The sequence below is a fragment of the Pseudoalteromonas sp. SIMBA_162 genome (assembly GCF_046535955.1).
GTDB classification, from domain to species: domain Bacteria; phylum Pseudomonadota; class Gammaproteobacteria; order Enterobacterales; family Alteromonadaceae; genus Pseudoalteromonas; species Pseudoalteromonas marina.
In genome coordinates, this window is the sequence record NZ_JAWJBQ010000036.1 from 14,506 (window position 1) to 27,005 (window position 12,500).

12 protein-coding genes and 1 pseudogene are annotated in these 12,500 nt (G+C 40.3%); 5 read left to right on the forward strand and 8 right to left on the reverse strand.

Features of this window, described 5'->3' with window-relative positions; translation table 11 throughout:
* Positions 1-157: 157 nt before the first annotated feature.
* Positions 158-1,885, forward strand: coding sequence for a DUF885 domain-containing protein (locus tag R0J88_RS18030; RefSeq protein ID WP_410900621.1), 1,728 nt, complete (start codon positions 158-160; stop codon positions 1,883-1,885).
* Positions 1,886-2,044: 159 nt separating this feature from the next.
* The gene (locus R0J88_RS18035) at positions 2,045-3,355 is read left to right on the forward strand and encodes a DASH family cryptochrome (RefSeq protein ID WP_410900622.1); all 1,311 of its coding nucleotides are present in this window, start codon (positions 2,045-2,047) and stop codon (positions 3,353-3,355) included.
* A 26-nt stretch (positions 3,356-3,381) separates the two neighbouring features.
* On the opposite strand, the gene R0J88_RS18040 is transcribed toward R0J88_RS18035, so the two are convergent.
* Positions 3,382-4,458, reverse strand: coding sequence for a YeiH family protein (locus R0J88_RS18040; protein ID WP_410900623.1), 1,077 nt, complete (start codon positions 4,456-4,458; stop codon positions 3,382-3,384).
* A 122-nt stretch (positions 4,459-4,580) separates the two neighbouring features.
* On the opposite strand from R0J88_RS18040, the pseudogene R0J88_RS18045 reads away from it, so the two are divergent.
* Positions 4,581-5,459 (forward strand): annotated as a pseudogene (locus R0J88_RS18045) (LysR family transcriptional regulator).
* 450 nt (positions 5,460-5,909) lie between these two features.
* Here the strand turns inward: R0J88_RS18045 and R0J88_RS18050 are convergent.
* Both R0J88_RS18050 and R0J88_RS18055 read right to left on the reverse strand, forming a co-directional pair.
* On the reverse strand, positions 5,910-6,371 hold the full coding sequence (locus R0J88_RS18050; RefSeq protein ID WP_033035240.1) for a thioredoxin family protein: 462 nt from the start codon (positions 6,369-6,371) through the stop codon (positions 5,910-5,912).
* A gap of 125 nt (positions 6,372-6,496) precedes the next feature.
* Entirely contained in the window at positions 6,497-7,414 is a 918-nt protein-coding gene (locus tag R0J88_RS18055; RefSeq protein WP_410900624.1) for a LysR family transcriptional regulator, read from the reverse strand.
* 165 nt (positions 7,415-7,579) lie between these two features.
* Here R0J88_RS18055 and R0J88_RS18060 point away from each other — a divergent pair, with 165 nt between their 5' ends.
* A complete protein-coding gene (locus R0J88_RS18060; RefSeq protein WP_243534470.1) occupies positions 7,580-8,257 on the forward strand; it encodes a glutathione S-transferase family protein in 678 nt (225 codons plus the stop codon).
* Positions 8,258-8,300: 43 nt separating this feature from the next.
* A complete protein-coding gene (locus R0J88_RS18065) occupies positions 8,301-9,428 on the forward strand; it encodes a zinc-binding dehydrogenase (protein ID WP_410900625.1) in 1,128 nt (375 codons plus the stop codon).
* A gap of 383 nt (positions 9,429-9,811) precedes the next feature.
* Here R0J88_RS18065 and R0J88_RS18070 read toward each other — a convergent pair whose 3' ends face one another.
* The 5 genes from R0J88_RS18070 to R0J88_RS18090 form a co-directional block, all read right to left on the reverse strand.
* On the reverse strand, positions 9,812-10,198 hold the full coding sequence (locus R0J88_RS18070) for a hypothetical protein (protein WP_410900626.1): 387 nt from the start codon (positions 10,196-10,198) through the stop codon (positions 9,812-9,814).
* A 58-nt stretch (positions 10,199-10,256) separates the two neighbouring features.
* Complete coding sequence (locus tag R0J88_RS18075; protein WP_410900627.1) at positions 10,257-10,832, reverse strand: DUF7010 family protein; 576 nt, start codon at positions 10,830-10,832, stop codon at positions 10,257-10,259.
* Between the two features lie 190 nt (positions 10,833-11,022).
* Positions 11,023-11,376, reverse strand: a complete 354-nt coding sequence (locus R0J88_RS18080) for a hypothetical protein (RefSeq protein WP_006793547.1) — start codon at positions 11,374-11,376, stop codon at positions 11,023-11,025.
* A gap of 112 nt (positions 11,377-11,488) precedes the next feature.
* Positions 11,489-11,896 (reverse strand): hypothetical protein, encoded by a 408-nt coding sequence (locus R0J88_RS18085; protein WP_010556052.1) that lies wholly within the window; start codon positions 11,894-11,896, stop codon positions 11,489-11,491.
* A 95-nt stretch (positions 11,897-11,991) separates the two neighbouring features.
* Positions 11,992-12,417, reverse strand: a complete 426-nt coding sequence (locus R0J88_RS18090) for a hypothetical protein (protein ID WP_410900628.1) — start codon at positions 12,415-12,417, stop codon at positions 11,992-11,994.
* Positions 12,418-12,500 lie beyond the last annotated feature (83 nt).

Genomic DNA, 12,500 nt, shown 5'->3' on the forward strand with positions numbered 1-12,500 from the left:
GCTGCTGTAAGTTATGTAGTGAAATTTGCTCAATCTTAAAATACAACCGATAAATACATAAGGGTAAAAGTAAGCGCATTGATTAAGTTAACTTGGTACTATATTAAGCACAAATTAAAATAAAAAAGCGCGACTAACTCGCCAATAACGGATCACTATGTTTAAAAAACGTATTTTAGCTATTTGCTTAGCAGCCACTTCGCTACCAAGCCTTGCCGACAGCAACAGCGATTTAAAAACCATTATTGATAACCACTGGCAAAATGCCAAAGCTGAAAAAATATTCTTTCGAACCGACCCTGACGGTTGGAAACCAAACGGCACATTACCAAATTGGAGCGAGCAAGCCATTGCTAAGCGCCAAGCGTATAACAACAGCGTACTAAAAAGCTTAGCCAACATTGACCCAAAAACGCTCAATAACGAGCAGCTAATGAACTATCGCTTATTTAAATATGAGCGCGAAACCGAGCAGCAAAGCTACCTTTATCAAGATAAGTATTTTCCGGTTAACTTTTTAAGTGGCTGGCATACTTACTTTGCAGAAGCACCCGCTAACATGGCTTTTTTAACAGCAGATGATTACAACGCATTTTTAATCAGCCTTGCCGACTACCCACGCTTTAATCAGCAAAATATTGATTTAATGAAAGAAGGTATAAAAACAGGCTTTACTCATTACTGTAAAACCTTTGAAAATTACAGCCAAAGCATAAGCGCGCATTTAGTTAAAAACCCCGAAAAAAGCGCCCTTTACGAGCCCTTTACGCGTATGCCTAATACATTTAGTGCAGCGCAAAAAGCGAGTTTAAAACAAAAAGCACAAGCGTTAATTGAAGAAAAAGTAATTCCTGCCTATCAGCATTTTTATGACTTTTTTAAAAATGATTACATGTCACACTGTAGAGAGCAGCCGGGCATTGCAAGCGTTGAAGGCGGGCTTGATTATTACAAATACACCGTTAATTACTACACCACAACCAACGCCACGCCTAAACAAATACATGAGCTGGGCCTAAAAGAAGTCGCGCGTATTAAAGCGCAAATGCAAGCCATTATTGATGAAGTAGGCTTTGATGGCACCTATAGTGAGTTTTTAGAATTTTTAGCAACCGATGAGCAATTTTACGCAAAAGACGCGCAAGACCTACTTGAAAAAACCGCTTATATCACGCAAAAAATGTATGGCAAATTGCCCACTTACTTTGGCCACTTACCGCGTAACACCTTTACTATTAAAGGCTCAGCAAGTCGTGGCGCGTTTTATATGCCACCGCCAGATAACCGCTCACCAGGTACTTATTTTTTAGCCTCAACACCTAAACTGCAGCCTTTATATAATTTAGAAGCACTCAGCCTGCACGAAGCCATACCAGGGCACCACCTACAAAACGCCATTGCTATGGAGTTAAATGTACCTGAATTTAGACGCACACTCAGCCACTCTGCATTTGGCGAAGGTTGGGCTCTTTATACAGAACGTTTAGGTAAAGAAGCGGGCTTTTATCAAAGCCCGTACAGCGATTTTGGCCGTTTAGGTTACGAAATGTGGCGTGCAGTGCGCTTAGTGGTTGATACCGGTATTCATGCGTTCGGCTGGAGCCGCCAAAAAGCAATCGACTACCTAGCAAGCCACACCGCGTTGCCACAAAGCGCCGTGGAAGATCAAATAGACCGCTATATTTCATGGCCAGGCCAAGCACTTTCGTACAAAATGGGCGAAATAAAAATACGAGAGCTACGTGCAAAAGCCGAAAAAGAACTAGGCCCACAATTTGATATACGCAGCTTTCACGACACAGTTATAGGTCAAGGCTCCCTGCCAATGGCTGTACTTGAAGATGTAATAAACGATTGGATAGCAAAACAAAAAAAGACAAAGTAAAACCATACTTCAATAAAATAAGAGGCGGTTACTCTATCGCCTCTTCTCAAATCGCAACCTTGCACGTATTGATAAATTTACTCGATTAAAAACACGATTAACTAATCCTCAGCTACCTTTGTTTCGTAAATACAACATCTACAAAACCAGAGTAAAAGTATGAGAAAACGCATTTTATATTGGCTACAAAACGATTTACGCCTAAACGACAACCCAATTTTTAGCAAACTTGCACTACAGCAATGCGCACTAGACGTGGTGTTTGTAATTAACCCCAACTGGTTTAAAAACACAAATTATCAGCAAAAGCAGTATGGTGAAAACAAGTACACCTTTTTAATGCAAAGCCTTTATGAGTTACAGCAAGCATTAATTGCGCGTGGCCAAACTCTGCACGTGCTAGAAGGCGAACCAGTTAGTGTTTTAAAGCAACGTATTAAAGAGCAACACATTGATGAAGTGGTTTACAGTGAGCAATTTGGTGTGTACGAACAACGCGAAATTAATTTATTAAAAGCTCATTGTCCTGAAGTCCAGTTTACCGGTACCCTGCAGGATACCTTGTATCAGCAAAACGACCTGCCATTTAACTTAACAGATTTACCCAAAAGCTTTACCCCATTTAAAAAGAAGGTTGAAGCTGCCAACATACCAATCACACTGTCGCACATTACAACCGAGCTATTGCCTAAACCTATTACGCTGTGCGCTAAAAACCCAATTGAGTTGCCAAAAACAATTAACAACTCAATGCATGGTGGCTTAACAAGCGCACAAAAACACTGTGAACAATACTTTGCAGGCGAATTACCCAGCACGTACAAAATAACTCGCAACGCGCTTGACGGCTTTGACAACACCACTAAATTTAGCCCATGGCTTGCTTTTGGGTGTATTAGCGCAAAACAAATATACAATGCGGTTGAGCAATACGAACAAACATATACCGCTAACGATTCAACCTATTGGATTAAGTTTGAACTACTGTGGCGCGAATACTTTAAATGGCACGCGCTAAATGTACAAAGCAGCTTGTTTAGTTTTAAGGGGCAAAAGCAAACTAAGCCACTTACTACGTTTATGCCAAATCGTTTTGCTGCTTGGTGCCAAGGCACAACGCCTTACCCCTTGGTTAATGCCATCATGAAAGAGCTCAATGCCACCGGTTTTATAACAAACCGCTCAAGGCAAATTGTGGCAAGCTGTTTAGTAAACGAGTTAGGCCTTGATTGGCGTTACGGCGCAGCTTATTTTGAGCAGCAGCTAATTGATCATGACGTAGCAGCCAATTGGGGCAACTGGCAGTACATAGCGGGAGTAGGCGTTGACCCACGTGGCGGGCGGCACTTCAATATTGAAAAGCAAACACAGCAGTTTGACCCTAAATCCATTTACACCAAAAAATGGGGAGGCAATCAAAGCCCAGATGCACAGCTCGATCACTTAAACGAAGTAGATTGGCCTATTTAAGCCAATCTACCTCCACCTAGTTATATTTAAAACAGCTGAGCAATGCCTACATTAATGGAAAAGCCACCTAAGGTTAAAAACAAAAATAAACAGCCAGCTAATAACAGCGGTTTTATACCGGCTTGGCGAATAGCGCCAACATGTGTACGCAGCCCAAGTGCGACCATGGCAATGGTAAGTAGTATATTGTCAAACCATACAATGGCGTTTGTAGCACCTTGAGGGATAACCGATAACGAATGTATCCCGCTTGCCACTATAAACAAAACCGCAAACCAAGGGATTGTAATACCCGAGTTTTGCTCGCCGCCCTGTGCGTTTATGTGTGCATGCTTTTTACTTTGCCAAAACGATAAGCCTACTAAAAATGGCGCAAGCATCATTACGCGTAGCATTTTTTCTATCACGGCGGTGTCGGCTGCATTGGCACTTACCGCTGTGCCCGCTGCAACCACTTGCGCGACTTCGTGAATAGTTGAACCCACAAAAATACCGTATGCGTGTTCACTCAGCCCCATGTACTCAAACAGTATTGGGTAGGCAAACATACTTAACGTGCCAAACACCACAACCGTTGCCACTGCTACAGATACTTTATGCGCTTGTGCTTTTATAACTGGCTCGGTTGCCATTACCGCTGCGGCGCCACAAATAGAGCTACCCGCACCTATTAGTATGGTTGTTTGTTCATCAAGCTTAAAAACGCGCTTGCCTAGCTGCACTGCCAAAATAAATGTACCTAACAGCATTACCACATCGGTTAATAGGCCATGCCAACCCACGCCCGCTACTTGCGCAAAAGTAATTCTAAACCCAAATAAAATAACGCCCGCTTTAAGTAATATACTTTTGGCGAAATCAACGCCTGCATCGGTACGCGTAGCAATGCGCGAAAACACGCTGTTGCCCACAACAATACCAAGCACAATGCCAATAGTGAGTGAGCTAAATTGCGCACTTTGCATTATAGGTAACTTACTTAATGCAACAGATGCCCCCGCTAACACAATCACCAGCAGCATGCCTAACCACCAGCGCGTATCGCCGTATTGCTTAGTATTAATACCTAGAGGCTGAAAACTATTTTTAATAGCGCTAAGCATAATATTCCCTCACTTAAACCATGTTGATGTGTTGACTTAATTGTAAGAAAGGTCAAAATATAACTCCAATATATTAAAATCATGATTTGATAACTTAAGGTTATACAATTTAAGGTTGTTCAATGAACTTACATGCACTTAGGGTGTTTTATACAGTGGCTAAATTGGGTAGCTTTTCAGGCGCAGCCGAAGCGCTTTTTATAAGCCAGCCCGCTGTTTCTAAAGCGCTAAAAGAGCTAGAGCATCAGTTAAATATTCAACTTATTGAACGTGCATCTAAGGGTAAAAAGCTCACCTTAAGCTAAGGCGGCCAAGCCTTGTATGATCACGCCCGTAGTATTTTTGCTATCGAAAAAGCCGCCCTAGACGATATAAAATCGCGCACGGGGCTCAAACGCGGGACATTAGTTATAGGCACCAGCACCACCATTGCCAGCTATTGGCTACCGCCTTATTTAGCCAAATTTTGTGCGCAGTACCCACACATAAAAGTAGAAGTACAAGTGGCTAATACCGCTCAAATTGAGCACGCATTGCTAGAATGCACTATAGATTTAGCCCTTGTTGAAGGCACACCTACCGAGCAACATATAATAAGTAAGCACTGGCAAAACGATTTAATGAGTGTGGTTATACCGAGCAACTTTAAGCCCACTAAAGACTTAAAAGCATGGTTAAACGAGCAGTTTTGGCTACTGCGCGAGCCAGGCTCGGGCACGTTAGAAATGTCTGTAAAGTTATTAGCAGAGCATGGCGTACAAGCAGAGCAAAGTATGCAATTAGGCAGCAACGAAGCCATAGCTAGGGCCGTCGCTCAAGGTATGGGGGTCGCTTTATTGCCAAACGTAGTCACAGAAGACTTAGTGCAGCTAGGTAAATTAACACGCCTGAGCCAAAAAAATAACGAGCAACTCTCTCGGCCGCTTTATCAACTGCATTATAAAGACAGACCGTCCTCGCATGCTGCGCAAGTGTTCGAAAAAAGCCTGTTTAGTGAATAGAAGTTATGCGTGTAAAACTATGATTAGATTGTAAGTCACCTATAAGCGAAAAAACTTTAGCTAAATACAATTTGTTGGCATTTATCAAAAACCACAATTGAACTTTTCCAGATCGCATTAATTTCGAAAGTCACATAACTTTTAAGTAAAAGACTAATAATCAATACCACAGTATTATTCATTCACATGTGTGGATAATATAACTAAGGTTAAGACAAATACTTTGATGCTAAACCAATACCAATAATTAAAATAATTAATAAAACCCAATATTTTTTTGAACCATCTAAATTTTCACCGCACACAGGGCAAGATGATGACGCGATTGGAGTCCCGTTAAGATTTGTCGTTTTAACTACAGGTGAAGTAATCCCTGCTTTACACTTTTTACACTTCATAAATATCCATTTTAACTATAAATAAAATTGTTGGTTAATGCTCACATAACCCTTACAGACCCTGTGTTAAATCTTCTGCCAATGACCCCGTGGGTTTTTCAATCACACGCACCAACTCTTTACCATTTTGTTTAACAATAAATGTAGGGGTGTATTTTAAATCATGAGCCTGTGCAATACCTGCATCGTCTCGTTTGTTGTAACCCACTGCCACATAGTTAACACTTGCCAGTTCAACTTTTGACTGTTCAAGAAGTTTAATGAGTTTAGGTACTTCGCGGTGGCTGTCGTGACACCAAGTGCCAAATAAAACAACTAGCTCTTTACCTTTAAGCTTTTGCATTAACGCAATATCTTTAGAGGTAGGGGTAAACGTTGTGTAATATTCGCTAAATTTATCGTAATCGTTTATTAAAGCCTGCGCGCTTATCTCACCTGAAAATGGCGCAACATCGTCAGCACACGCTGCCAATGGCATGCTTAAGGCGCATAATAAAATTAATTTTTTAATCATAAGGATACTTTATAAAAAAATTTGTTTAACTATACCCAATGTGGAGTGCGGAGTGAATAAGAGTGATTTTAAATGCAACTTTAAATATAAATGCGGTGATACGGTTGCTACTTCTATACTCCCTATTATCCCCCTTCATTATTAATAACTTGTAATTTTTGTACTAAAAAATCCACAGCAGCTTTAACTTTAGGCACTAAATAGCGTTGTTTTTGATACAGTAAATAAACCGCCATTTTTGTATTTTGGGTGATAGCTAACGTATGCTCAAATTTAAGCTCTTTTAACTCACCCGACCCCAAATACGATTCAAGCGCCCATCGGGTCGACATTAAAATACCCTCACCATTACACGCTTTTTTAGCAAGCCAAGGCCCATTATTTGAAATAGCGATAGCAGGTGCAGATACGTCGTGCCACTGCTCGTTTATTTTACACAACCACGGCGTAGGGCCCGATGGCGTTTTATAATAAAGCCCAACATGGTCTTTTAATTCTAAAACATGAGTAGGCTCCCCGTACTCTTTTAAATAACTTGGCGACGCAACAGGTATAAACTCATTATCCATTAGCTTAATTGCTAATACACGCTCGTTAGGTGCATATCCCCCGCGAATAGCTATATCAACATCGTCCCGCCCCAGGGTTGAAAGTTCATCGCTTAAGCTTACATCTAATATAATTTGCGGATACAAAGCACTAAATTCATCAAGCAATGGCATTAAAATTTTGTCGCCAAACCCAACCATGCAACTTATAGATAACCGACCCATAGGCGTTGTTTGGTAGCTTTTAACTGTTTCGTGGCTTTGTGCTAGCTGCCCCAATATTTGCTGCACATCGTTGTAATAAATGCGTCCAACCTCTGTGAGTTTAACAATACGGGTAGAGCGCTTTAAAAGCGTGGCACCTAAGCTTTTTTCTAAATCAGCCACTCGGCGCGATAACGACGAGGGCGGTACACCAAACTCTTTTGCGGCTTTGGTAAAGCTACCTGTATCAACCACCTTAATAAAATACCGTATAGCTTTAAGCTGATCCACATTGCACCTCCATCATACACACCAATTATTGCCTAAAAGACAAAGCTGATTCGCATTTTCTGCTATATATGCATCAATTAAAACAAGTAATAATAAATTTAACGTATTACACACTTTAGTAATGCCTTATGGCACAAAAATAAAGCTAATAACATGGACTAAATTATGATTACTTTGCACGGCTTTGCGTCAAGCAACTATTACAACTTAATAAAGCACGTACTTTTACACAAAGCACTGCCATTTAATGAGCACCTTATATACAACAACGATGAGCCATTTTTAGCAATTAACCCAATGGGTAAAGTGCCCGCCATTACTACAACAGATGGGCTAAATATTGCAGAGTCGAGTGTTATTTGCGACTACCTTGAGGAAACCTACCCAAGCAAGGCGCTATACTCTGAAGATTCAACCGAGCGCGCTTTTGTTCGCCAAATAATGAAAATAAGTGAGCTTTACTTTGAATTACCAAGCAGGCGCTTAATCCCATATGTATTTTCAGGCTCACCTACTCCAGAGCAAATTAAAAACGAAGTACGCCAACTATTAGAGCGTGGCGTAAATGCGTTTTGCGAATTAACGCATTTTTCGCCGTGGATAGCTGGCGAACAATTCACCATGGCAGATATTTACGTTTACTACGTAAATTCCGTTGTGAACGCGTTTGCTCCAAAAGAGCTTAATTGGGATGTACTGGCCGAAATCCCTGGTATGAAAGAATGGCAAGCAAAAATGAGCCAGTCGACTATTGCACAGCAAATAGAGGCAGATCGCCAAGCAAATATGCCTGAGTTTATGCAAAAGGTAACAGCACAAATACAGGCAGCTCAAAGCAAGTAATTACGCTATACGCTACCCATTCTCAATTTATAGGAACAGTATTATGACAGATACAAATACACAACTTACTTCAACAATTAACAACGACAACACCCTAACGCTTGCTTTAAAAAATATTGATATGCCAACACCACAGGCCGACGAAGTAGTTGTACGTATAGAAGCCGCACCGCTAAACCCGTCTGATTTAGGTGTGCTATTTAGCGCAGCCGATATGGGCGCAGCAAAACAAACCGGTACTGATCAAAACCCTGTTATAACAGCCAACGTACCCGCGCAATTTATGCCGTCGCTTGAAAAACGCGTAGGTAAAGCCATTCCTGTTGGTAATGAAGGTGCAGGCACTGTAGTCGCAACGGGTACGTCGCCTGCGGCACAAGCATTAATGGGTAAAACAGTGGCTGTTATTGGTGGTGGTACTTATCGTCAGTATTTATGCACCAAGGTACAAAGCTGTTTAGAACTAAAAAAAGGCACTACCGCTAAAGAGGGGGCATCATCTTTTGTAAACCCACTTACTGCACTAGCCATGGTAGAAACCATGCGCGCCGGGGGCCATAAAGCAATTATTCATGCAGCTGCGGCTTCTAATTTAGGGCAAATGTTAAACCGTATTTGTATTGCCGATGGCGTTGATTTAATTAATATTGTACGCAAAACAGAGCAAGAAACCCTACTGCGTAATATGGGTGCTAAATACGTTGTAAACTCAAGCAGCGACACTTTTCTTGCTGACCTAACAGCTGCAATAATCGAAACCGGTGCAACTATCTCGTTTGACCCAATTGGTGGCGGCCAATTAACAAGCGATATACTAAACTGTATGGAAGTAGCGGCCGCACGCGATATGAAAGAGCACAGCCTGTATGGTTCAGACACATTTAAACAAGCTTATATTTACGGCGCATTAGATCGCGGCCCTATTACACTTAATCGTAATTTCGGTTTTGCATGGGCTGTAAGTGGCTTTTTACTATTTAATGCCTTAGGTAAGTTAGGCACTGAAACTGTAATAAAAATGCGCAAACGCGTTGCCGATGAAATAACAACTACTTTTGCGAGCAACTACACGCACGAAGTGTCATTAGCTGAGGTATTACATTTACAATCAATTGCCGCTTATTCTAAACAAGCTACCGGCGAGAAGTACTTAATTAAACCTCAAGCTTAATTAACGCCTAAAACTTTAAAAAGCAGATACTTGTGCGAGTATCTGCTTTTTACGTTTACCACAGAGTTTATTTATATTGAGCTTTTATAAACACTAGAAGTTCCCTAAAGGTAACCTATCAGGCTGTTGCCTATTCCATTAGCTTAAAATCTTGAGCTCCCTTCCAAGCCAAGCTCTCTCTGTGAGCGGACAACTGAGGATTAATATATAAAGTTAAAATTTGACCTATTGACCCAGACCCCATTGGCCTTTTCTAGGTGAGTAAATCTAAACATTTTATTTTCCTGAAATTGATGAGGAGGTGTCCACTAAAACGGGTGAGGGAGATTGTTCTGTTAAATGCATTGTTATGCTTCATTCTTTTCAAAGTAACAACATATATGTTAATGATACAACCCAAAATAATATGCTGGTAAGGAGAGGGCTATAAATAAAATACCTAACCCCGCACCATTACCTTCAGCTAGACGAGCATTTTCTTCATCACCTTTGTGGTATAAAACATCTGCATAATGACCTACGGGAATGATTTTAGAATGAAATGAAGTTTTAGATTTAACAACATAGGTAGAGCCATTAACTGTAAACTCAAAGAATGGCCTATACGCTTTCCTCTTAATGTTATCAGTATCTTTAGTAATGTATTCCTCATAACGAAGAACTCTGCCTTTAATCTTAAGTGCGTTCTTGTTGAAGCGTCGGTAGTCGTAGCATACATAAATGCCTAGCGCGCTAAAAATAACCCCGCCAAATAATGGAATAATATTCATTTGTCTCTCCTTGACAGTATTCAGAGTGTAAACCGACCCTGCGATGAAACATAATGCCTTAAGATGAGGCGTCGCTTGCGCCGCCCTTCTGGCTTAAATTGTTATGTGGTAATGGTCTGCTTATCATTTGCCAAATACTTAAACAGTATACAAAAACAATAGAAACGCCTACTGCCAAAATACGTGATTCTGGGAATGAAAACCACATAACTAAAATTAACGCAGTACGTAACCCCGCATGAATTAGCCCTAAAGGGTGTTGAATAATCCACGAGTACACTACCCAATGCAAACCTAAACCAATACCAAGACTCAAAGTTAGGAACTCAGGAGCATATAAAAATAATGGTATATGGACTGCCCATAACAAATTTACCATTAAGACAGAAGCGCCCATAAGTTTTGCCAAAGGATTTTTTGAAGAGAAGACAGCTTCTTTGGTTATTTTTGATATCAATAAAGCAATTGGAAAAATTAACCCTGAACCAAAAAGTAACACTAACAGGCCCGCACTAACAGGAACCTTAGTTGATACTATTGCCACCACAAGCCAATAAATAGCTCCCGCTATAGGCATAGATAATGATCGTTTAGCAGACCATTCAAAGTCCGCTCTTAGTTCTTCCAATGTCATACTATTTCCTCAATCCTTCATTTTACATAACGAGACTGTAGAACAACTCCAACTGGCTATTTTTTAAAAAATGAGTAAACCTACTGCCTCAACAACCGCATAAGGGGCTGATAATAACTTGCTAAAATGTGTTGCGAAACGGAACTGAGCAAGCTGTTAGCAGTCCCATTTCTTAATGCGCTTGTTATATTTACCTTTTTAACTCTTCGTAAATTTTATTAGCGTAATTATTCATTTCCTGAGTAACTTCAACTTTGTTCCAAGAATCTGATTCAGCCCACGCATAAATGCCTATATCCGAAGAATATAGGATAATTATGTTTGACTCTTTAAACCAATCAACTCCCCAATAATGAACATGGGATGCGCCAGTTCTGATTAAATCACATTTCTCAGATTGAGCTTCGCATACATTGAGATAAACAATCGAGTCGACTACTTCAGGCATTAAAACATAAAAGTCGTCATTGGATTTGATGGGAGCAAGTTTGTAGTTTGAACATCCAGACAAAACGAAAATTAATAGAAAGAGAATTTTACGCATAAACTTCCATGTAAATACAACTTGAACCTAACGGACAATAATACTGCGGTAAAGTGCGCAGCACCGCAGTGTTATTGCCCCAGTGACCGCAGGGAACGAGTTAAGCGCCTTGTCATGTTTTGCTGTTTCTGACTAGCAAATACACTCCAAAAATTACTGAACATATTCCAATTCCTGCAGCTAAATAAACGTGAAAATAAAATTTATCTGGGTTATCTGCCAATGTAACTAATACTTCTTTGCTTCTATGTTTATGAATGATGCCTTTTTCTTCTGCCAAAAAGCCCCAAAGAACAAAAAACGCCCCGACAGCAATTATGAAGTAAGATTTGAAATCACTTTCTTGGTTGCCCATTTCAGCTTCTAACTCGCTGAGAACTTCATCATTAGACCTTTCTGGTTTAGAAAGCTCATCTTTAAGCTGTCTGTAGTTCTCAGGAAATTTTTCACTATCAATGCTGTCCAAAGCTTCGTATAGCTCTTTTAGGGAGTATTTTGAATAGTCTATTTTTTTACTCAAAACAACCTCTGAAAAACATAACGCCCACTTAAGCGGACAAAAATAGTTGGCTAAAATGTGAAGCGGAGCGGAACGTAGCCAACTGTTATGCGTATTTACCACAACACTACTGTTTCGACTCGGTCTGGTGGTAAACCATTGGTTGTTAAACCAAGGTAATTGTAAAAATTATGCTTTTTACCATTTACAATAGCCGAGCCAACTAAATACCAATGATCGCTATGGAATAATCCCCAATGTGAACGATGTGAAGCAGAAGTAATGTGAACTACTTCACCCTTTTGGAGTGAAGTGATGTGCTCTCCTAAAGGACATTTCTCAAAACCATTATTTTTAATAATACGATACTTGGGTAAGCCTTTTGCAAACGAACCTCGCTCATCAACTTTACAAATAAAAGCATTTACAATAAGTGTTTTTGCACCAATTTTCGTTTGAAAAGGTGAAACATTCGATACATCATGCACAGATGTGCATGCGGTTAGTAGAGCAATAGTAATGATAATCAGCAGAGTTTTCATAGTACGCATAACGCCCACTTAAGCGGACAAAAATGGTTGGCTATAATGTGGAGCGAAGCGGAACGTAGCCAACTGTTTTTGTT

What these genes read in the sequence shown, in the direction of transcription:
- R0J88_RS18030 (WP_410900621.1), top strand. Translation starts at nt 158, where the DNA reads ATGTTTAAAAAACGTATTTTAGCTATTTGCTTAGCAGCCACTTCGCTA.
- R0J88_RS18035 (WP_410900622.1), top strand. Translation starts at nt 2,045, where the DNA reads ATGAGAAAACGCATTTTATATTGGCTACAAAACGATTTACGCCTAAAC.
- R0J88_RS18040 (WP_410900623.1), bottom strand. Translation starts at nt 4,458, where the DNA reads ATGCTTAGCGCTATTAAAAATAGTTTTCAGCCTCTAGGTATTAATACT.
- R0J88_RS18050 (WP_033035240.1), bottom strand. Translation starts at nt 6,371, where the DNA reads ATGATTAAAAAATTAATTTTATTATGCGCCTTAAGCATGCCATTGGCA.
- R0J88_RS18060 (WP_243534470.1), top strand. Translation starts at nt 7,580, where the DNA reads ATGATTACTTTGCACGGCTTTGCGTCAAGCAACTATTACAACTTAATA.
- R0J88_RS18065 (WP_410900625.1), top strand. Translation starts at nt 8,301, where the DNA reads ATGACAGATACAAATACACAACTTACTTCAACAATTAACAACGACAAC.
- R0J88_RS18070 (WP_410900626.1), bottom strand. Translation starts at nt 10,198, where the DNA reads ATGAATATTATTCCATTATTTGGCGGGGTTATTTTTAGCGCGCTAGGC.
- R0J88_RS18075 (WP_410900627.1), bottom strand. Translation starts at nt 10,832, where the DNA reads ATGACATTGGAAGAACTAAGAGCGGACTTTGAATGGTCTGCTAAACGA.
- R0J88_RS18080 (WP_006793547.1), bottom strand. Translation starts at nt 11,376, where the DNA reads ATGCGTAAAATTCTCTTTCTATTAATTTTCGTTTTGTCTGGATGTTCA.
- R0J88_RS18090 (WP_410900628.1), bottom strand. Translation starts at nt 12,417, where the DNA reads ATGAAAACTCTGCTGATTATCATTACTATTGCTCTACTAACCGCATGC.